The 19,614-nt window shown below is 34.3% G+C and carries 19 protein-coding genes; 5 read left to right on the plus strand and 14 right to left on the minus strand.

The genetic code is table 11. The features are described from left to right. Positions 1-49: 49 nt before the first annotated feature. The 6 genes from H7T99_RS00005 to H7T99_RS00030 form a co-directional block, all read right to left on the minus strand. A complete protein-coding gene (locus tag H7T99_RS00005; RefSeq protein ID WP_009664054.1) occupies positions 50-679 on the minus strand; it encodes a TetR/AcrR family transcriptional regulator in 630 nt (209 codons plus the stop codon). A gap of 170 nt (positions 680-849) precedes the next feature. Next, positions 850-1,179, minus strand: coding sequence for a GntR family transcriptional regulator (locus H7T99_RS00010; protein WP_035620602.1), 330 nt, complete (start codon positions 1,177-1,179; stop codon positions 850-852). Then, entirely contained in the window at positions 1,176-1,397 is a 222-nt protein-coding gene (locus H7T99_RS00015; protein WP_009664127.1) for a DUF1648 domain-containing protein, read from the minus strand. The genes H7T99_RS00010 and H7T99_RS00015 overlap by 4 nt, the downstream gene beginning before the upstream one ends. Positions 1,398-1,415: 18 nt before the next feature. Then, positions 1,416-2,975, minus strand: a complete 1,560-nt coding sequence (locus tag H7T99_RS00020; RefSeq protein ID WP_009664211.1) for a hypothetical protein — start codon at positions 2,973-2,975, stop codon at positions 1,416-1,418. Further along, complete coding sequence (locus tag H7T99_RS00025) at positions 2,968-3,678, minus strand: ABC transporter ATP-binding protein (protein WP_009664098.1); 711 nt, start codon at positions 3,676-3,678, stop codon at positions 2,968-2,970. Before H7T99_RS00025 ends, H7T99_RS00020 begins: the two co-directional genes overlap by 8 nt. Before the next feature lie 109 nt (positions 3,679-3,787). Further along, positions 3,788-4,405: a TetR/AcrR family transcriptional regulator gene (locus tag H7T99_RS00030; protein ID WP_009664199.1), complete on the minus strand. Its 618-nt coding sequence runs from the start codon at positions 4,403-4,405 to the stop codon at positions 3,788-3,790. A 394-nt stretch (positions 4,406-4,799) separates the two neighbouring features. Here H7T99_RS00030 and H7T99_RS00035 point away from each other — a divergent pair, with 394 nt between their 5' ends. From H7T99_RS00035 to H7T99_RS00050, 4 genes are read left to right on the plus strand one after another with little or no spacing between them, the layout of a single operon-like run. Then, on the plus strand, positions 4,800-5,045 hold the full coding sequence (locus H7T99_RS00035; RefSeq protein WP_001813542.1) for a hypothetical protein: 246 nt from the start codon (positions 4,800-4,802) through the stop codon (positions 5,043-5,045). Then, complete coding sequence (locus tag H7T99_RS00040) at positions 5,042-5,377, plus strand: hypothetical protein (RefSeq protein ID WP_000806926.1); 336 nt, start codon at positions 5,042-5,044, stop codon at positions 5,375-5,377. Before H7T99_RS00035 ends, H7T99_RS00040 begins: the two co-directional genes overlap by 4 nt. Positions 5,378-5,389: 12 nt before the next feature. Further along, positions 5,390-5,758: a hypothetical protein gene (locus H7T99_RS00045; protein ID WP_000567222.1), complete on the plus strand. Its 369-nt coding sequence runs from the start codon at positions 5,390-5,392 to the stop codon at positions 5,756-5,758. Beyond that, a complete protein-coding gene (locus H7T99_RS00050) occupies positions 5,745-6,044 on the plus strand; it encodes a DUF5960 family protein (RefSeq protein WP_001072467.1) in 300 nt (99 codons plus the stop codon). The genes H7T99_RS00045 and H7T99_RS00050 overlap by 14 nt, the downstream gene beginning before the upstream one ends. 117 nt (positions 6,045-6,161) lie before the next feature. On the opposite strand, the gene msr(D) is transcribed toward H7T99_RS00050, so the two are convergent. The 6 genes from msr(D) to H7T99_RS00080 all read right to left on the minus strand — a co-directional run bounded on the left by msr(D) (position 6,162) and on the right by H7T99_RS00080 (position 14,263). After that, entirely contained in the window at positions 6,162-7,625 is a 1,464-nt protein-coding gene (msr(D), locus tag H7T99_RS00055) for an ABC-F type ribosomal protection protein Msr(D) (protein ID WP_000420313.1), read from the minus strand. Positions 7,626-7,744: 119 nt separating this feature from the next. Then, on the minus strand, positions 7,745-8,962 hold the full coding sequence (mef(A), locus tag H7T99_RS00060; protein ID WP_000417519.1) for a macrolide efflux MFS transporter Mef(A): 1,218 nt from the start codon (positions 8,960-8,962) through the stop codon (positions 7,745-7,747). 385 nt (positions 8,963-9,347) lie between these two features. Continuing rightward, positions 9,348-9,518 (minus strand): hypothetical protein, encoded by a 171-nt coding sequence (locus tag H7T99_RS00065; RefSeq protein ID WP_000873143.1) that lies wholly within the window; start codon positions 9,516-9,518, stop codon positions 9,348-9,350. Positions 9,519-10,290: 772 nt separating this feature from the next. Then, on the minus strand, positions 10,291-11,781 hold the full coding sequence (locus tag H7T99_RS00070; protein WP_009664121.1) for an LA2681 family HEPN domain-containing protein: 1,491 nt from the start codon (positions 11,779-11,781) through the stop codon (positions 10,291-10,293). Next, complete coding sequence (locus H7T99_RS00075; RefSeq protein ID WP_036757376.1) at positions 11,768-12,790, minus strand: hypothetical protein; 1,023 nt, start codon at positions 12,788-12,790, stop codon at positions 11,768-11,770. The genes H7T99_RS00070 and H7T99_RS00075 overlap by 14 nt, the downstream gene beginning before the upstream one ends. Positions 12,791-13,273: 483 nt before the next feature. Next, the gene (locus H7T99_RS00080) at positions 13,274-14,263 is read right to left on the minus strand and encodes a lipoate--protein ligase (RefSeq protein ID WP_037600633.1); all 990 of its coding nucleotides are present in this window, start codon (positions 14,261-14,263) and stop codon (positions 13,274-13,276) included. A gap of 123 nt (positions 14,264-14,386) precedes the next feature. Here H7T99_RS00080 and H7T99_RS00085 point away from each other — a divergent pair, with 123 nt between their 5' ends. After that, positions 14,387-15,514, plus strand: a complete 1,128-nt coding sequence (locus H7T99_RS00085; protein WP_230315718.1) for a hypothetical protein — start codon at positions 14,387-14,389, stop codon at positions 15,512-15,514. A gap of 108 nt (positions 15,515-15,622) precedes the next feature. On the opposite strand, the gene glgP is transcribed toward H7T99_RS00085, so the two are convergent. Both glgP and malQ read right to left on the minus strand, forming a co-directional pair. Then, complete coding sequence (glgP, locus tag H7T99_RS00090) at positions 15,623-17,884, minus strand: glycogen/starch/alpha-glucan family phosphorylase (protein WP_037600631.1); 2,262 nt, start codon at positions 17,882-17,884, stop codon at positions 15,623-15,625. Between the two features lies 1 nt (position 17,885). Next, a complete protein-coding gene (gene malQ, locus H7T99_RS00095; protein WP_002890948.1) occupies positions 17,886-19,385 on the minus strand; it encodes a 4-alpha-glucanotransferase in 1,500 nt (499 codons plus the stop codon). Positions 19,386-19,614: the final 229 nt, after the last annotated feature.

A 19,614-nucleotide genomic window follows, 5' to 3' on the forward strand; every position in this document is an offset into this window, starting at 1 on the left:
CATAAATAGAAATTAGTATTAACATGAATGTCATGCGACTACTTATTTACTATTTTTTTAAGCGATCAAATAAGTTGAAAATCACCTCCATCATTTCATCAGAAATTAACTGTACCCCTAGACCTTCAAAAGTAAGTTTAATGAAATTCATTTTACGCTTTAATTCTACTAATGAAAAAACGGAAATTTGAAAACCAATCCAAATATTTAGAGATAAAACAATTAAATCTGCTAGCTCTTCTGGATATTCTGTTTTAATAGACCCATCTTCAACTCCTTCGTAAACCTTTTCTCTAATTTCGGGTAAAAAATCAGAAAATAGACCTAGATACTGCTCTCCCAATAAGCGTGGACTTCTTAGCATGATTGAGGCAGAGTAAACGAGCCTTTGGTGTTCAAAATTAGAGAAAGAGTCCATCAAAGAATTTTGTATCTTTTCTAATCCAGTATTTCCTCTCCAATTATAATTTAAAATTTCTTGATTATTTTCGCTAATGATTGTTTGCAGTATATCATATTTAGACTCAAAATGATGATAGATAACACCTTTTGTTAATCCACCTAATCCATCTATGATATCTTGTATTGATGTATTATCAAATCCTTTTTCTAAAAATAGATTTTTAGAGACCTCTAGTATTTTTTTTCTAGTTTCATGTGAGTTTCTATTCCTTGCCATTTTTGTTCCTTTCTATCATACCGATGGTATGTAATTCTATTGTAGTGGAAGTAACTAATAATGTCAAGTTCTTTATTGGAAAATGCAAAAAAAGCCTTATAATCAAGGCTTTTATATACTTTCAAAAATAATCCTAATAAATTTCCATTCAACTTCATCTAAGCATCTTTTCAAAAAAATAAATTGACAATCTCATCTTCCGAAAATCCTAGCTCACCTAGATTTTCAAACAAAATTTTCACTAGCTTGTTCGATTCTTGATATCTTAACTCCTTTATTTCTTGCTCGCTTGCTATGACAAAATATCCTAATGTTCCACAGCTAATAACCAAATTCTGTTCTTCGAGAACTTTCATTGCTTTTTGGATTGTTGCTGGATTACACTTCTCATTTTCTGCTAAACTCCTTATCGAAGGAATTTTTTGTCCAAGCACATAATCACCTCTTAAAATAGTTGTTCTTAATTTTGATGCAATCTGTAAATATAGATGGGGTTTCATTTAATCTTTTTATTTTCCTTCCCCCTAACAATCTTCCAATATGCAGAGTATGGAATTACTGTAGCCAGTAGAAGATAATATTTATTTGCAAACATATCTGCAACACCTTTTGCATTGAAATGGATAGGAACTTCCTCTGGGAGAAAACTACAAATAACAACTATTATGACTGTCATCCCTAGCAACACCAAAATATCTTTTGTCAGTCTGTTTTTCATCTTATTTTCCTCCTTTAACTAGATAAAATTCGACTTGCTCATTGTTATATAAACACCCATTGTAATAACCAATAAAACTACTGATACTACCTGCAAAACAAATGTAATCGGAATATTTAACACCCAATTAAGAAAAATAGGCGTAATAAGTACAATCATACCAATAATTCCAGTCACAATAACAGGTAGACTTTGTTTGACGACTATCATCTCACTGTCCCAATCATAGTTAGGATATTTTTTATTTAATGAAATTCCGATTACCGTTATAAAAAGGGAGTAACATATAGGAACAATAACTAGATTCATAACTTGAATAGGATTCATATCAAGTTTCAGCATAAATACTGATACAGAAATCATATATCCAATCAAATGAAGTGTAAGGTTGACAGCTATCTTAGCATTTAAAATCATTTTTATCTCAACCGGAGAACTTTTCAAAATCCAAATATTTTTACCTTCTAAAGATATAGATGAAGCTGCTGGACAACTGAGTGAAAGCATAGATGCAATAAAGACGGGAGCTAAGTTTGAAAGATACTCATTTATATTTTCAATTCCTGCAGAATTTCCTATTTGACCTACAGAATTAAACAGGAAACATATACTAAAGACACATAAAAGAATCACTCCAAGCCCAGCATTCAAGACTGCCATATAAGAACTTAAAAATCGTCCAAGCTCTTTTTGATACAAGGCAAAAAATACCGATTTTCTTTCATAAGATACTTTGTCATTAGCATAACTTGATTTTGTATTGGCAAGTGTATTAAGTAGTCCATACTTCAACGAAGCAATTTTGACAAATAGATAAAAGACGACTATTGAAAGAACTATATAAAATCCCATCCCATAGTACATTGGAAAATTGTAGTATGACATAAATAGTCTAGAAATTGGATACAGTCCAGTAATTTGCTTAGCCAGAGTAACCCCAATACTACTTTCATCACCTGATTGCAAAGCTGATAATGCAAAATATCCAATTATACCTAGCATCGCAAATGAAAAAATAAGAGAGATAACATTTTTTCTTTTAAAAAAAGATGAAGCGACAACAATAACGAGTCCCATGCATGCCGCTATACACATGGGGATCAAAGGGGCAAAAAATATAGAAGTAAAATACAATATAATCTGTAGGAGGTTTAAACTTCCGTTCAAGCCCCATACAATTCCACCCGGAAGCATAAACATCAAGCCTATTAAAAAATTCAATAAGTACATAAACATGAACTTGCTGGTGATAATATACGAACTTTTAACAGGTAAGGATTGGAGAATTTCCATATCTCGACTGCCAAATAAAATGCCATTCGAATAAAAAACTGTCAAAAATAATATCGAAAAACTTGAGACAGAGACCATATATGCCGGAATCAAGTTTTGTTGTCCAACTTGTACCAATGTTTTAGCTGTTAGGATATTATAAAAAAAGCAAAATAAGGCAAGAGTTACTATGCCAAAACTCGCAATAGCCATTGAACTTTGTTTTTTATTTCCCGTCTCTCTAATCTGGTTAATGGGAAAAAAATTTATCAATTGTGCTCTAATTAGTATCCAAATGTTACTCATTGCCCTGCACCTCCATGAAAAATGCTTCCAATGATTCATTACCTTTGATATCTCCTGTATTACCACTTGCAACTAACTTTCCATTTTTGATAATGGCAATCTTATTACATAATTTTTCCGCAACATCCAATACATGGGTTGAAAAGAAAATAGCACCTCCATCTGAAACACACTCATGCATAATTTTCTTTAGTAGGAAAGTTGCTTTGGGATCTAGCCCAACAAAAGGTTCATCTAAAATCAATAGTTTGGGAGAATGTACAAGTGCAGAAATAATGGCTGTTCGTTGCTTCATACCATGTGAATATGAAGAAATTATCCCCGAAAGATGCTCAGTCATATCAAATAAATCACCGTAATTTTGGATTCTCTCCCTGCGTATTTTTGTAGGAATTTCAAACAGGTCAGCAATGAAATTAATATATTGAAGTCCTGTCATATGTTCATACAAATCTGGATTATCTGGGATATACGCCATCATTTTTTTACAAATAACAGGTTCTTCTTTAATAGAATGACCGTTGATAATTATACTTCCGTCTTCAAAATCATGGATACCGACAACTGCCTTTATCGTTGTCGTTTTTCCCGCACCATTTGCTCCAATAAAACCATAAATATCTCCAGGCTGTACTGAAATAGATAGGTTATCCACAACCTTCTTATCCCCATAACTTTTACTAAAATTCTTTATCTCTAACATATTTTCACCTCTATTGACAATTTGTCAGTCATATTTTGAAATAATACCGATAGCTTGTTTTGATTCAGCTATCGGTACATAGTTCTCTTTACAAACATTCTATCTTTTTTTAATTGCTAAAGAGTCCTTTTGTATTTAGGTTTTGTTCCAGCATTATCTTAAATGCATTCAAGTAATCTTTGACAGGTTCTTTCTTTGATGTTTTTATACCTATGTTATTTGAAACAAAAACATAGGCTGTCATAAGAAATTCTGCTGTTTCAGATGGATATTTTACAGAAAATACTTTTTCTGAGATGCCTTGATTTATTATCCTCTCAAAATATATAGTCAGTTTTTCAATGAGCTTATGGGATAACTTATCTAACATATAACGATTTTCTTTAAGATCAACCGTCTTTTGTAACTCAGTTCCCTCCGCTGAAACGTTATCTGTAGAGATTATTGTGGCATCTATAAAGGCTCTTATTTTTTCAATAGCAGTTTTGTCGTCATCATTGACAATCACATGAATATCTCTCAATAATTTCTCTGAATATCGTTCCACAAGACAATATAGAATATCTTCTTTGTTCTTAAAGTGATAGTATAACAAACCTCGTGATATATTTACCTTATCGACTATATCCTGAGTTGTTGTGTTCGCATATCCTTTCTCCATAAAGAGGAGCATAGAAGCATCCATAATCTCAGCCCGTCGAATTTCCGGATCTTTTACATCTCGCATTTTATTCCTCCTGATTATAAATTATACTGCTCTACTGACAAATTGTCAATTATAAAATTATCTTTTTGAGGATAGCAAAAAATCCTTGACACCAAGGCTTTTTCGTCAACATTTTTTTCTAAGCTCGTACAAGCAGTGATACTGCCTCAACGTGTGCTGAGAGCTTTCTTCTATACTAATAGACGAAAGGGTGTGAAAATGATTTTTAAATGATACTGTGGAACGGAACAGTAGCCCTAGTATTGACTACTGTCGTTTCTATTCATATTGGCTATTCTAGGACTGAGATGAAAAAATCTATAAATGCTCAGAATAAAATTGAACCCGCAAATCTCCCCAAAACAATGGTGAGTCATGTACTTGTATTATTCCGAAAAAATACACCTCTGGTGCAGTGAGACAAATTGGTGTATCTTATAGTGGCTTCGTAGATGAAAGCTATACTCTACTATCACTCTTTGATGATGTAGAACAAATTGAAAAAGATAATAGACTTCAGACAGCTATTGATGTTGTCAGAGAACAGTTTGGTTTTTTAGCCATACAAAAAGGAACCGTCCTAACTGAAGGTTCCAGAAATATTGAACGCAGTAAACTTATCGGTGGTCATTCCGCGGGTGGATTGGAGGGATTAAAATGAAACAAGAAAAAAATACAGTACAATTTTCAGAAATCCGTAGCAAAGGATGTAATGATATTGAAATGCTTGAAAGATTTTTACATGGAATCGTTGAAACAGCAACTTCAAAACTTCGTCAGAGAAAACTCAAAACAACTGAAATATCGATACGACTAGTACATGCTAAATCTGAAAACCGATTACCATTGGAATTTACATTTAGCATTAAGCCAACAAGCTCATCTGTGATAATCTATACTGAGGTAATCAATCGCTTTAAAGAATGTTACACAGGTGGGGGAATTCAAGGTTTTACGATTCAATTTGATAAAAATACCCTTGCCTCTGCATAGAAAGGATTTGATATGATTGACCGTTCATATTTACCATTTCAATCAGCAAGAGAGTACCAGGATACAAAGATGCAAAAATGGATGGGCTTTTTCCTATCTGAACATGCATCAGCACTCTCTGATGATACAAACAAAGTAACGTACATGTCTGACTTATCACTAGAGAAGAAATTATTACTCCTCAGTCAAGTATACGCCGGGCAGCTACGCACACGCATTCAAGTGATTGAAAAAAACAAGCGTGTTTCCTACACTGGAACAATACCAAGTCTGACCAAAGATTTCATTTTGATAAAAACTACAACAGGTCACATCAATTTGAAATTAAAAGACATTATTAGTATTGAACTTGTCGAGGAGGTGCTCTATGAATCAGCTTGAGTTTCAGCGTAATCACCTACAAATGGACTATTATAGCGAGAGCTACCAAGATTTTGAACGTGACTTCTACCGCTACTCTAACATGAATATTCCATTGACCTTCCTAACTGATGATATCCTAAAAACAATGGCGACTTCACGTAAGAATTACTTTGTCCTCAATAAGGAAAAGTCCAGAGATAACCGCGATCACTTCTTCATATTTGAAGTAAGTACCGTAGATGAGAATCCGCTAATCTATCATTATACATATAAGAAAACTACAATATATTTAGCAGAAAAATAGGAGCAGTTCAATTGACTGTTCCTATTTTTAATATTCATAAAATCTAAAGTCTTTATACTCTTTAACAATGGAGTCGCCAACCAGAACAGACTATACTGACCAGCGACTACCTTAAATTTAATGTTTCAGATTTATTTTCTTATCTCTAATTTCATAAACTACATCTGCTACATTTTCGAGTAATCGTTTATCGTGGGTGATAAACACGATAGTTCCGGTGTACTCCTTCATTAGTATTTCCAAAGCCTCTAAACTTGGTATGTCAAGGAAGTTACTGGGTTCATCCATTATTAGGATGTTATATCTACCCATGAGCATTTTAGCAAGCAACAATTTTATAATTTCTCCACCGCTTAAAACAGATAAACTTTTTCCAATATCGTTCTGTTTGAACCCCATAGATGCTAGCACTGAACGAATTTCTGATATATTGTAGTCACAATCCTTCTGCATAAACTCCATAACATTCTGATTACTGTTGTACTTGTAACCATTCTGTGCAAAGTAACCTATTTTTGCCTTAGGCGAAATAGAAATTCCTTCTTCATGGTTTAAGATCATTTGGATTAAAGTTGTTTTTCCGATTCCATTACCACCAGTTAACGCCACTTTTGCTCCTAACGGAATTTGAAAAGATGCATTTTCAAACAGAGCCTTATCCCCAAATACTTTATTAATTTCTGCACCGACTATAGGGTATGGATTATGGAGCTCCAATGCTTTACTTTGCCTGAAACGAATTCTGCGAATGCCTTCCGGAGCTTCTACTTTTCCTAAGGCCGCAATCCTGTGCTCTAGGGTTTTAGCAGCATTATACATCTTTTTTTCCTTACTTCCTATTGATTTTTGATGAGCTAAACGCCCTCCGTCTTCAGTACTTTTTTTCTTTGAAGAACCTTTTGCCTTCTGTTCTATTTTACGAGCCTGTTTTCGCTTTTCCTCCGCAGCCCTTTCCAATCGGGCACGTTCCGCAATAAATTGTTCGTATTCTGCAGCTTGGCTCTTACGTTCTTCCTCTTTCTGACGAAGATAATCAGAATAGTTTCCCCAATACTCAGTGATTTTGCCATCTTTCAGTTCCCATATTTTATCTACTATTTCATCAAGAAAATAGCGGTCATGGCTAATAACTAACAGTGCACCTGTAAAATATTTTAGCTGTCCTATTAGAAAATCAATTCCTTCACGGTCTAAATGGCTCGTAGGTTCATCCGCTAAAATACCATGAACCTGTGCCGATAAGGCCTGTGCTATTTTAAGCCTTGTTTCTTCACCACCGCTCATAGTCTGTATATTTAATTGCTCAACACCTAGCTTGCCTACAAGTGCAAAATCTTTTTCCTCCTGCAGAGTTACTTCGTCCAACTGGGGAATATAGGCAAGTTCACCCAGACGATTCATTTTACATCCTGGGGGAGTTAATTCTCCTAAAAGTACCCTGAGTAAAGTGCTTTTTCCAGCACCATTTGCTCCTACTAAACCAATACGGTCATAATCATATACTTCTAATTCATTTATATCTAAAACATCGCGTCCTTTGAATTCCACACGAATGTCTTTTGCTTTTAATATTAATTCCATAACATTTCCTCCTGTCTATAATCGCATGCTTTCATTTGCTTGTATGCAGGGAAAACCCTGCGATTTTAGCAGGAAGAGTTACATGAAAATAAGATACATAAATATTCCTCCAATATTGTTTATTTTAAATCTAATTTTCTAACCTCAGTTATCATTTGGCAAACTATAGCAATGCCAATAATTAAAATACCTGATAGTAAAAACCAATGATTTACACCGATTTTATCAGCAAAGAATCCAGAAAGAATTAACCCAATTGGCATAGCAAGTGACATGATACTTCCGATCAAAGAAAATACACGTCCTAAATATTCAGGCTTAATTTTCTCCTGAAAAAGAGCTGTTTGCACACCGCTATAAAATGGCACCGAAAGCCCCATTATTGCACAGCAAACTACGAATATTACAAATCCATTTGGAGGAAGTATTCCCGAAACGGCTAAACTGGTCCCCATTATAAAAAATGAACTTGTTATTAGTAATACATGCTTTTCGAAGCCCCCTAATCTTCCTAATAATAAGCCTCCTGCTAGCATCCCAAATGCAAAGGAAATTTCCGTAATAGAAATATGCACAGGCGTTCCATTAAAGTGTTCCATGCTTATTAAAGGAAATAGTGCATTGATTGGCATATAAACAAAAGTATATAGTGTTCCTAAGAGTAATAAGGCAAACAATCCTTTGTTTTGTCTCAGAACCACAACTCCTTCTTTCATCTCCCTTATGAAATTTGGTTCTAAACTTTGCACTTGATTACCCAGCTTAGGTATACGTACAATTGCTACCGTAATAGATGCAATCACAGCACCCAATACGTCGATGGCAATAATAGCATTTAAATCCCAAACGGAGTATAAGAGTGCTGCAACTGCCGGACTAACAATATAGCTTATAGACTGCAAAGACTGACTATAGCCTGCGCATTTCGTTAGCTGTTCTTCTGGTACTAAAAGTGGTGTAACCGCATTGAGTGCTGGGGTATGAAAAGCTGTTCCAATGCTACGGATAAACAATACTATCATAATCATCCAGACAGGTAGCTCCATACAGAATGCAACAATAGCAAGCACTGCACCAGCTGCTGCGATAATTAAATCGGCACCAATCATTATCTTCTTCCTATCATGACGATCCACTAGCACACCAATGGCAGGTCCCAAAATCGCATAGGGTAAAAAACCTACTAATGAAGCCATAGACAAGACCATCGCAGATCCTGTTTTTTCTGTAAGGTAAAAAATAATCGCCATTTGCAGGATGGCACTAGTGATTAATGATACTGCTTGCCCTGCCCATATTGCATAAAATTTTCGTTTCCAATTGTTGTATTTTTCCATTTATATTATCTCCTGCATATTATTTTGCTTGAATTTCTATTTTGAATAGCATTCTAGGCAATAAAAAATGCAGGCCAAACCCCACAATGTGGCTTTTGGTCTGCATACATACAATTTGGAAACATTCATATTAAAGACATAGTTAAATAAAGGTATAGTTAAATAACCAATATCCTCACCGTAACTAATGAATGCTCAATATCGTATAAATAAGCACAACAAAAAAGCCTATCATCGGGTATAGATTCTGCTTTTTTTATTGCCAGCTTATCTTAAACGCATTGAGGCTGTCATAGTTTCGGTTCCTCCTACATCTTTGTTTATATCAATTTATAGTATAACACAACAAGATGATATGTTCAATATAAAAGTTATGGAATGAGACTCATACTTCCAATTCGATGCCAGATTTAAAGGATATGACGAAGTTTTCTTCATAGACTGTAACGCTCTGGATTATCTTCCTTAGTAGCAAGCGATTAGCTTTCACAAAATCTTCTGTTTGTAGTTTTAAAAATTCATCAGGATTTTCTAACTCAACCTCAAAATATTTCATTTTACATTCCCTCATTTCATTTATTGATAAATTGAGTTTGCAAAAAAGAGTGGACAATTTTTGTCTACTCTTAACCTTTAAAATAGTTTTTTTTAATCGATTTGAAGTTGCCTAAATTATTACTTATTCGGTAAAATGAAGTATTGCTTTCAACAGATTTCCTTCAACTACACTTCACTTGATTCAAACAAGGTGGGTACATTTCTATTCCCACAAACTCCTTGTCAATGGAAACAAACACGTACCCACAGGGTAAATGGAAATAGAAACTGATAATTTCTAGCTATCACTTCTACTCATTCCAAAAATTTTCTCACTCTGATACTTACCCACCATAAAGCAAAAAGCCTTGCAATCAAGGCTTTCATTATCCCTTTCGTTCAAAGGTTTCTAAGCTTTTACGAGCAGAGCGACACACTCAGCGGTTCGCTATCTCCGTTCTGTCTGCGTGCTAGCACTTGTCAATCACGGACAGCTATCGCATGGGCGGAAGTAAATGCTAATCTTCGTCGTTTTACTCCTTGACTAGCAAACTTACCGCCTCAACATGGGTTTTAGAGGACTAAATGGAGACTGAATTGCCTGATAGCGATGTAGTATTGATTAAGCAATCAACAAATAATGTACAAAACAAAAATAAAGTACACTGCTTAATGAGTGTACTTTATCCTTCTAATTCAGTTTTATCAATGGTTTAGATCTAGTTAAGTCGATTAGTTAAATGAATTTAGGCTATTGCTTTTTATAACGACTATAAATTGTATGTTCAATGCTATAATTTATCTTCCGAATCTACTTCTTCATAATTTATCGGAATTAAAGCAACTTCACTGCTTATAGTAGATTGTTTTTCATTTTCACTTATTTGAATGGCATTTTTGAGTGAAAAAATAACTTCTCTTACAAGATTTAATAAATCTAATGCAAACTCTTGAAGTTCAAATTCAGTTAGATACAGTCTGGTTTCATTATTATCTTCATTATCTTCACTTCCATTAAAAATATTCAATGTTATATTAGTAAATCTGTGCTCTAAATAATTTCTAATAATTTTCAATCGCTTTGAGTTTGGATTAGCTGTTAAAGAATTATCACCATTATCAAAATCTTTCTCTATCCAAAATATAGATGACAGACCAATATTCTTATCCAACATTTTATTTAAATCACTATTTGATCTCCAAATTGAATGGAAATTTACTTGTCGAGTTTTAATTTTTAAAGAATAATATTCATTTATAAACATAGCTACTTTATCTAATAATGAATATAGTGTTTTAAAAGATGCTTTTAATCCTTCAACTCGGATAGAGTATTGTACATAGTCTAGACAATCAATAAGATAAACATTCTCATCAGCATAATGAACCGAATCAATTTCAATGCTATTAAAACAGAGATAACGCGCATAAACATATTCTTGCTTAATTTGATTAAACATAGAAATATATTTGTTTAAATCTTTATCCGATTGAAATAATAAACTTGGTAGTAAAAGATTATCATCATATCTATTTATATCGTCAGCTTGTAAGTCATTAAGTGGATTAAGATACAGCCCGTTATTCCAACACCATTCGCGATACTTTTGTGAATTAGGATTATAATCGATGGTTTTACAAGAGCATTCATCTAAGTCTTTATAATTAAGATATTGTTCGTAAAGTTCAATAAATCGCTTTTCTGCATAATCAACTCTGTTTGGATCTGAAACAGTTATGCTTGTTTCTATTAAATTTTTAATTTTTTTAATAAAGTGGAGGTGTTCGTTATCATTCAAAAAATTACGATAATGATCTAGACAAATAGCCAAGTTACCACTAGCCATTGTGAATCTTGGATTGATTTGTATACATTTACAATACATCTTAATAGCTAACTGCTTTCTACCACAAGCATCTAATAAATTTGCGTAATTAGTGTAAAGTGAACATAATAATGGGAAAACAAACCTACTGTTCTCAGAATTTATATCAACGTTATTTGAAATTTCTATAGCTTTTCTTAAGTAATAAATTTGTTGAACTGTAAAATCGGTATCTATGTTGAAAACTAAGTTATCACTTAGTTCAAATATATCAGCGTATGCTGTCCCAATAGAATAAAATAATTGAATTTTGGAAATATCATCAATAGTGTTTTCCATATTTTTTCCAAATTCTATTAGTCTATAGATTTCCTCTATATTTTTATGTTTAAAAGCATTATCGAAATCCATTGACAATTTAAGTACACTATGATTAATTGGATTATTTGTTAACATCTTCACCCCAAACTAAATATCTCGATTTTAAATTTGATTTTCCTTTATTTTCCTGTTCTTCAACTAACATATCAGATAAAAACTCTTTTATCATGTCCCAATTAAAATTCTCTTTAAATCCTCTACTACCATCAGAAGGAACATTTAATGAAAATGTTGCAAATACGGTTTCACAAGTTCTTCTTGGAAATTTTGCTAAGTAAGAATCAAAAAATGAATTTGAATACCTATAATGATGGCTATGAATAAAGTCTTTCCATGTATTTAGCATAGTCTCTTCGTCTATAATATCTATTACGGAAACTTCTTCAAGTGGTCGGTCTTCAATATTTCCCCATGCTTTTTTCATTAAATTAACAGCATCTACATCGCTCTTAGGAGCACTGTATCCAAAAATAGTTAACATATATGAATGATCGACAAAGTAATCTAATGCTTTCCAACACCAATTTATGTATCCATCGGAAGAATAGTCTTTGTTTTTTACGGGATACAATAATTTTGTTGGATTTAATTTTTTATAACATGTTGGGCAATAGTAATCTACTGTTCCAAACTCAGTATGTTCTTCACAAAAACCGACAGCTACATTCCCATGTAAACAAAGAATTTGTGGCAGGTTCAGAGTAATTTTTGAACAGCGAACATAAGCTTGTATAAGTAAAGGGTCCCAATTAAACGTAGCTATGCAATCTTTATTAGTTAAACTTAATATTAAAAGATCATAAATTGTTGGTTCATCAGGTAACTCCAACGAAGCAAAATAATCATAGAGTCTTTCTTCTAGTTTTTTAACTATTTCGGAGCACTCTTCTCTCTCAAATAATTCTGAATAGATATCTTCTAAATTTTCGCTCTTTGTCTGTAATTCAACACCAGCAAGAATTTCTTCTAAATTTAGTTTTTTTAGCAATCCATTCATAACTGAAGAACTTTTGCCGTTTTTATCACCATCTGGAATTGCTGCAATAGTAGCACCAGCACCTAGAATAACTGTGTGCGATCTCATGTCATTTCTCCTGAAAGTCTTTTGACACTATTATACCACTGTATCTACTTTATTTATGCTTCAAATACTAATCTTATAACTATAAATATTTTAAATAAAATGTACAATTGAACCACCACTTCTTCTACCGTTACTAGAGTAAAAAAATGTACAAATCAATTTCTTCGATTAGCTGATATTATGCACTAGCAAACATACAAAATACCATTCCAAAATAATGTACAAAATAAAAATAAAGTACACTTTTTAAAGAATGTACTTTATGCTTCTAATTTAGTTGTATCAATGGTTTAGGTCTTGTTTGGTCAATTGTACATAAACTTTTAGTTTTGGTTTACTATCTGAATATATAAAATACCACACTAGGTCAATCAGATACTAACTTCCAGAACCAATGCGAAAATATCTATATCGTTATTTCACTTTGAAAGATTTTTCCCAAGAAAAAACAACCTGGAGTTTTCCAGATTGTTCAAACAATGATTAAGCTACGATAGCTTTTGCAACCTCCTCGGTTGTCATACGTGAGAAATAATGTGTTGTGTCAATAGTTTTAAGTTTTGCCAAGACATCTTCGTACTCGTAAGGTACACCAACCAACAAGTCTTCAATATCTGATACATCTCCGATACCAAAGAAATCTCCGTAAATCTTAACAGATTTAATGATTGAATTTTCAACGTTGGCATAGGTTGAGATTTTACCAGCTGGGTAACGAACATTACGTTCTACTGTGTATTCTGGTGACTGTCCGTAAGTCCAATCCCATGTATTGAATTGTTTCTCATAAGAGTCTTGAATCTTAGCCAATTCGCTTTCAGAAAGGACGTATTCTGTCATTTCTGGGTAGAATTCTTTCATTTTTTCCAAGATTTTATCTGAGAATTCATTTACACTGATTTTTTCTGGCAATTCGTCGACGATGTTGGTCACACGAGCACGTACAGATTTAACGCCTTTTGATTCGATTTTGTCTTTGCTGACTTTGAGGGCTTGGCCAAGAACCGACATATCAACGTCAAAAAGCAAGCAACCATGGTGCATCATACGACCTTTATAGTAAGCTTGAGCATTTCCACAGAACTTTTTACCATCGATTTCAAGGTCATTACGGCCAGTAAATTCAGCCTTAACTCCCAAATCAGCAAGTGTAGCGATTACAGGTTGAGAGAAAGTCTTAAAGTCAAAAGCACCTTCATCTGCCTTATTAGAGATGATGGTATAGTTCAGGTTATTCAAATCGTGATAAACAGCGCCACCACCAGACAAACGGCGAACGACCTTAATACCATGAGCATCTGTATATTCTTTGTTAATCTCTTGAATGGTATTTTGGTGCTTACCGACAATGATAGCTGGACGGTTAATCCAAAGAATGAACAATTCATCTTCATTCACCAATTCACGAAAGGCATAGGCTTCCAAAGCAATATTATAGGCAGGATCGTTTGATGTATTTACGATATATTTCATGAGGTCTCCTCTTGTAATGTGATACTTATATTATAAAGGAAAACGGGGACAAAGTACACGAAGACGCCTTAGGTATAAGGATTTTCATGATATAATAGTATAAAATATATGGGGAGTTTTGACATGATACAAAATCCTAGTAAATTGAGTCTATTTTTCTCAAGGCTAACTAATAAAATAAATAAAAAGTTCAAAATAGCCTTAGCTCTGCTTCTTTTTGTAACCCTTGGAATTTTTCTCTATAATGCCTACCAAAGAGCTTATAAGCCTTACCTCTATGATAAGGAGAATTACTATTACAAGGCTTATCATTACAGTGTCAAGAAGATAATACCTCAAAGAAAAGTTGTCAAAGATATTGAGATTGAGGTTCTACACTTCGGAAAAGACGATTTTCCAGATGATTTGTCTGCCTATAAAGTCGGCCATTATATTGATAAAGGAATTGATCCCCGAAGACTTTTCTTACATATTACTTTTACAGATAATACCAATATGACTTTACCATTTGGACAGGTGACCTCTACTGAAAACCATTATGAAGAATATCAAAACTATTTCGATCATAAAGTATTTGAAGTCGGTCCAGGCTTTGATAAAGAATGGTTTTCTAATGCGGAGAATTACAGACAAATAATTCAGCGTTTCCCTGGATTACATGATAAAACAATGGATGCCAACTTCGAATTATATCTAAGAGATTTTCTTTTTTTGATAGTCCCTGGGGATACCCTATATCAAACTGGAGCTGTCAAAGAAGGCGTCAGTAAATACCACTTTCAGTTGAAAAATCCTAAATCAGGAAAAATGCAAAGTTATTTTATCTATGGAAATGAAGGCAAAATTCCATTATGGGATTGGCAAACTCCCTTTGTTACTTTTGATAAAGATTTTGCTAACAAAGAAAGAATCCAGGAATTTTTCGATGACTACGAAATTAGAGAGTATGGAAATTATTGGAATGGCATCTACCATATACAATTCCCTCACTTAAATTCATTTAGAGGTGACAGGTACAACTTTTATAAAATGGCTTTTTACTCAGATGAATTTACAAATTTTCCACTAAGCCTTGATTTAACAGGTAAGAGCGAGAACTTTAAAATTACCATTACAGATTCATACCTACAAGAAGAATCCAGAACTGCAAAAGATCAAATCCATTATCTAAAATACTCAACATCTAAAACTTATGATGCATCAAATAAAGAAGCATATATTAATGATATATTGAATCATTATCATAACTGACAGAATTAAATTTATGTAAACACAGCTAACCATCTAAATTAGCTGTGTTTTTTTCATGAAAAAAACAAGACCATTTCTGATCTTGTTTCCTTCTATGCAACTAGATTTTTATTTTGTGTGCCAGATGTCTTTGTCATACTGTTCGATTGTACGGTCAGATGAGAAGAACCCTGCTTCAGCGATGTTGTAAACAACTTTTTTGTTCCATGCATCTTGATCTTCGTAAGCTGCGTATACTTCTTCTTTCTTGTCGATGTATTCAGCCAAGTCAATCAATGTCATGAACCAGTCTTTAGAGATAAGTTCTTTTTGGAGACGTTCCAAGCGTTCTTTATCTCCAACTTTAACGAGGTCTTCACTTACGATAAAGTCAACAGCTGCTTTGATATTAGCATCTTTTTTGTAGTAATCACGTGATACATAACCTTCTTTTTCGTAAAGGTCGATGATTGTATCAGAGTCTTTACCGAACGTGAAGATGTTTTCTGGTCCTACCAATTCAGCAATCTCAACGTTGGCACCGTCCATTGTACCAAGAGTGAGGGCACCGTTAAGCATGAATTTCATGTTACCTGTACCTGAAGCTTCTTTAGAAGCCAATGAGATTTGTTCTGAGATATCAGTTGCTGGAATAAGGTGTTCAGCGACTGTAACGTTATAGTTTTCAACCAAGTGAACGTTGAGGTATTTGCTTACTTCTGGATCATTGTTGATGAGTTCAGAAAGTGACAAGATCAAGTGGATGATGTCTTGCGCAATAACGTAAGCAGGAGCTGCTTTACCACCAAAGATGATAGTAATTTTACGTTTTGGAAGGTTTCCTTTTTTGATTTCCAAGTATTTGTGGATGACATACAAAGCGTTCATTTGTTGACGTTTGTATTCGTGGAAACGTTTGATTTGAGTATCAATAATTGAGTTTTCATCAAGATCGATACCTTTGTTAGCTTTAAGATAACGTTTAAGAGACAATTTGTTATCATATTTGATTTCAGCCAAACGTTTGTGAACTGCTGGATCATCTGCAAAGGCAGCCAATTTTTCCAATTGAGTTGCGTCAGTAAGGTAACCATCGCCAATCAATTCTTTGATGTAATCAGCAAGTTCTTGGTTTGAGAATTCCAACCAACGACGGAATGTAATACCGTTTGTTTTGTTGTTGAAGCGTTCTGGGTAAAGGTCGTAGAATGGTTTCAACTCAGAAGATTTAAGGATTTCTGTGTGAAGTGCTGCTACACCGTTAACGCTTGTAGAGAAGTGGATATCCATGTGTGCCATGTGAACACGGTTGTCTTTGTCAATGATTTGAACACGTGGATCTTCGAATTTTTCACGAATGATAGCATCCAATTTCTTGATGATAACAACAAGGTGTGGAACAACTTCTTCAAGGTAGTCAAGAGGCCATTTTTCAAGGGCTTCAGCCAAGATAGTGTGGTTTGTGTAACCAACCATTTTGCTTACGATTGCTACTGCTTCATCAAATTCAAATCCATGTTTTTCTGTCAAAAGACGGATCAATTCTGGAATTACCATTGATGGGTGAGTATCATTGATTTGTACGTAAGCGTAATCTGGAAGATCATGAAGGTTAGATCCACGTTCGATAGCTTCGTCAATCAAAAGTTGAGCAGCATTTGATACCATGAAGTATTGTTGGTAGATACGCAAGAGCTCACCTTTACGAGTTGAGTCATCTGGGTAAAGGAAAAGTGTCAAGTTCTTTTGGATTTCGTCTTGATCAAAAGTGATTCCTTTATCAATCAAACCGTAGTCCACACCATTGATATCAAAGAGGTTAAGGTAGTTCTTAGTTTCTTTCTTATAACCCAAGATATCCAAACGGTCCAAACGAGATTTCAAAGTAAAGTTTTTGAATGGAACATCGTAAGAGATATCAGTTGGTACCAACCATGATTGATCTTCAATCCAGTAGTTTGGTTCTGCATCTTGTTTGTTATCTTTGAAGACTTGTTTGAAGAGACCACAGTGGTAGTTAAGACCAACACCTTCACCGTTGATGCCAAGTGTTGACATAGAATCGATGAAACATGAAGCCAAACGTCCCAAACCACCGTTACCAAGAGATGGTTCTGGTTCAACGTCTTCAATTTCGCTGATTGATTTACCAGCAGCATCCAATTCAGCCTTAACATCTTTGTAGATACCCAAGTTGATCAAGTTGTTAGACAAAAGTTTACCGATCAAGAATTCAGCTGAGATATAGTAAACTTTACGTTTGCTATCGTTTTTTAGTTTTGGAGCAGCTGCTTCTTTTACGAATTCCAACAAAAGATAGTAGATTTCTTCGTTTGAAAGGTCCTTAAGATTTTTGTTTTTTGCTTCAACATATTGTGTAAATGTAGCCATTTTAGTTATTACCTCGATTATATCTTTCTGTAATGTCTGTCAAAAATTCTTTCTTGTCGACAGTGATTTCACCTGGAAGCATACGCCATTTCCAGTTTTGACCAACTGTGTTAGGGAAGTTGGTGCGGCTATTTTCAGGTTTATCAAGGATATCCTGCATAGTCGCAATAGCTGTGTTGCTTACAGTAGCAAAGAGGGTGCGAAGAAGAGCACGTGTGATTGGTTCACCTTGACGACGGTTGATGTATGCATCAGTATAATCACGTTGCTCTTGTGTCAAGTTGTCGTACCAACCGTTGATTACTTCGTTATCATGTGTACCTGTGTAAGCAACTGAATGTTGTGTGTATACGTGTGGAATGTCAATGCTGTTTCCAGTAGTATCGTAGAATCCAAATTGAACAATCTTCATTCCAGGGTAACCACAGTCTGCAAGAAGTTTACGTGTCTTATCATCAATGTTACCAAGGTCTTCGGCGATGATTTTAAGATCACCCAATTCTTCTTTAACCACTTTGAAGAGGTCGTAACCAGGTCCAGGAACCCATTCACCATTTTCAGCAGTTTCATCCCCACCAGGAATTTCCCAGAAGTCAGAGAAACCTTTGAAGTGGTCGATACGCAAGTAATCATAAAGCTTAAATGATTCTTGAATACGGAATACCCACCAAGCATAGTTTTCTGCTTTATGTTTATCCCAAGCATAGATTGGGTTACCCCAAAGTTGTCCAGTTGCTGAGAAGTTATCTGGTGGAACTCCTGCAATGTAACGCGGTTTACATTCAGCGTCTAGTTTGAAGAGATGTGGTTGAGTCCAAACTTCAACACTATCAGCTGAAATGTAGATTGGCATGTCACCGATGATTTGAATACCATTTTTGTTAGCATAAGCTTTTAGTTCTGCCCATTGGCTAAAGAAGAGGTATTGCACCACTTGGTGATATGTGATAACATCAGCAAGTTCTTTGCGAAGTTTCTCAAGAGTTGCTTCATCGCGTTTAACTGCTTTTTTATCATCCCAATCTTGAAGTGCTTTGTTATCGAAGTGTTCTTTGATAGCCATGAAATCAGCATAATCAGCTAACCAGTTAGCATTTTTAGTTTTAAAAGCTTCGAATCTTTTAGTTTCTTTCTTATCTGCTAAAATTGCTTTAACTGCTTTTTCAAGAATTGGACGACGTGCTTCGTAAACTTTAGCATAGTCAATAAACTCAGGATCTGACCCAAAGTCAGCGTCTTTAACATCAGCTTTAGTTAAAAATTTGTCACGAATAAGGAAATCCAAATCGATAAAGTGTGTATTTCCTGCTACCGCTGAGAATGATTGGTAAGGTGAATCCCCATAACTTGTTGTAGTAAGTGGCAAAATCTGCCAGTAAGTTTGTTTTGTTTCTTTTAAGAAATCAACAAAGTCATAGGCTGCTTGACCGAAAGATCCGATCCCGTAGTCACCTGGAAGTGATGTGATGTGCATCAAAACACCGCTTGCTCGTTTGTTCATAACGTTTACCTCAAATTATTTTTTACACTTATTATTATAATGCAAACGTTTGCATTAGTCAAGAATTTTTAACAAAAAAATAAAAAAATTTATAGCTCTTTAAAATAAAGTTCGTAAAACAAGCGCTTACATTACGGGAGTATTTTCTTAAATCTTTATTTCTATTGAATTCGAAAAAATAGGTTTCTTTTTAAACGAAAAAAGTAGCCGGCTGTTTTTCTAACCAACT

Source organism: Streptococcus sp. 17.1 (assembly GCF_016648655.1).
GTDB lineage: Bacteria > Bacillota > Bacilli > Lactobacillales > Streptococcaceae > Streptococcus > Streptococcus salivarius_E.

What these genes read in the sequence shown, in the direction of transcription:
- H7T99_RS00050 (WP_001072467.1), top strand. Translation starts at nt 5,745, where the DNA reads ATGAATCAGCTTGAGTTTCAGCGTAATCACCTACAAATGGACTATTAT.
- H7T99_RS00065 (WP_000873143.1), bottom strand. Translation starts at nt 9,518, where the DNA reads ATGAAATATTTTGAGGTTGAGTTAGAAAATCCTGATGAATTTTTAAAA.
- H7T99_RS00015 (WP_009664127.1), bottom strand. Translation starts at nt 1,397, where the DNA reads ATGAAAAACAGACTGACAAAAGATATTTTGGTGTTGCTAGGGATGACA.
- glgP (WP_037600631.1), bottom strand. Translation starts at nt 17,884, where the DNA reads ATGGCTACATTTACACAATATGTTGAAGCAAAAAACAAAAATCTTAAG.
- H7T99_RS00085 (WP_230315718.1), top strand. Translation starts at nt 14,387, where the DNA reads ATGATACAAAATCCTAGTAAATTGAGTCTATTTTTCTCAAGGCTAACT.
- H7T99_RS00025 (WP_009664098.1), bottom strand. Translation starts at nt 3,678, where the DNA reads ATGTTAGAGATAAAGAATTTTAGTAAAAGTTATGGGGATAAGAAGGTT.
- H7T99_RS00080 (WP_037600633.1), bottom strand. Translation starts at nt 14,263, where the DNA reads ATGAAATATATCGTAAATACATCAAACGATCCTGCCTATAATATTGCT.
- H7T99_RS00070 (WP_009664121.1), bottom strand. Translation starts at nt 11,781, where the DNA reads ATGTTAACAAATAATCCAATTAATCATAGTGTACTTAAATTGTCAATG.
- malQ (WP_002890948.1), bottom strand. Translation starts at nt 19,385, where the DNA reads ATGAACAAACGAGCAAGCGGTGTTTTGATGCACATCACATCACTTCCA.
- H7T99_RS00075 (WP_036757376.1), bottom strand. Translation starts at nt 12,790, where the DNA reads ATGAGATCGCACACAGTTATTCTAGGTGCTGGTGCTACTATTGCAGCA.
- H7T99_RS00020 (WP_009664211.1), bottom strand. Translation starts at nt 2,975, where the DNA reads ATGAGTAACATTTGGATACTAATTAGAGCACAATTGATAAATTTTTTT.
- H7T99_RS00010 (WP_035620602.1), bottom strand. Translation starts at nt 1,179, where the DNA reads ATGAAACCCCATCTATATTTACAGATTGCATCAAAATTAAGAACAACT.
- H7T99_RS00045 (WP_000567222.1), top strand. Translation starts at nt 5,390, where the DNA reads ATGATTGACCGTTCATATTTACCATTTCAATCAGCAAGAGAGTACCAG.
- H7T99_RS00005 (WP_009664054.1), bottom strand. Translation starts at nt 679, where the DNA reads ATGGCAAGGAATAGAAACTCACATGAAACTAGAAAAAAAATACTAGAG.
- H7T99_RS00030 (WP_009664199.1), bottom strand. Translation starts at nt 4,405, where the DNA reads ATGCGAGATGTAAAAGATCCGGAAATTCGACGGGCTGAGATTATGGAT.
- H7T99_RS00040 (WP_000806926.1), top strand. Translation starts at nt 5,042, where the DNA reads ATGAAACAAGAAAAAAATACAGTACAATTTTCAGAAATCCGTAGCAAA.